This window comes from Gelidibacter sp. F63206, from assembly GCF_023015735.1.
Window position 1 is genome coordinate 1 of the sequence record NZ_JALKAU010000009.1, and the last position, 216, is coordinate 216.

The following is a 216-nucleotide window of genomic DNA, read 5'->3' on the forward strand; positions in this document are numbered from 1 at the left end:
TAATGGTCTCGGGATTGAAGTTCCCATCGGAAACATCAGATACGTGGGCCACGGTAACTGTTCCGAGACAGTTGTCCGCTTCATCGGTGACCACGTTAATATCTGGAGCTGGCACCTCACTGGCACATTCTACAGTTATGGTCGCGGGATTGGAAGCCGTTGGATTGGTCACATCTTCAATGACAATAAGTTGGACAACGTTGATCGTGTTATTAC

Annotated in this window: 1 protein-coding gene; it reads right to left on the reverse strand. The window is 48.1% G+C overall.

The window, feature by feature from the left end; all coding sequences use genetic code 11:
* A partial coding sequence (locus MWU32_RS00055; protein ID WP_246936564.1) for a hypothetical protein occupies window positions 1-216 on the reverse strand: 216 nt, incomplete at both ends.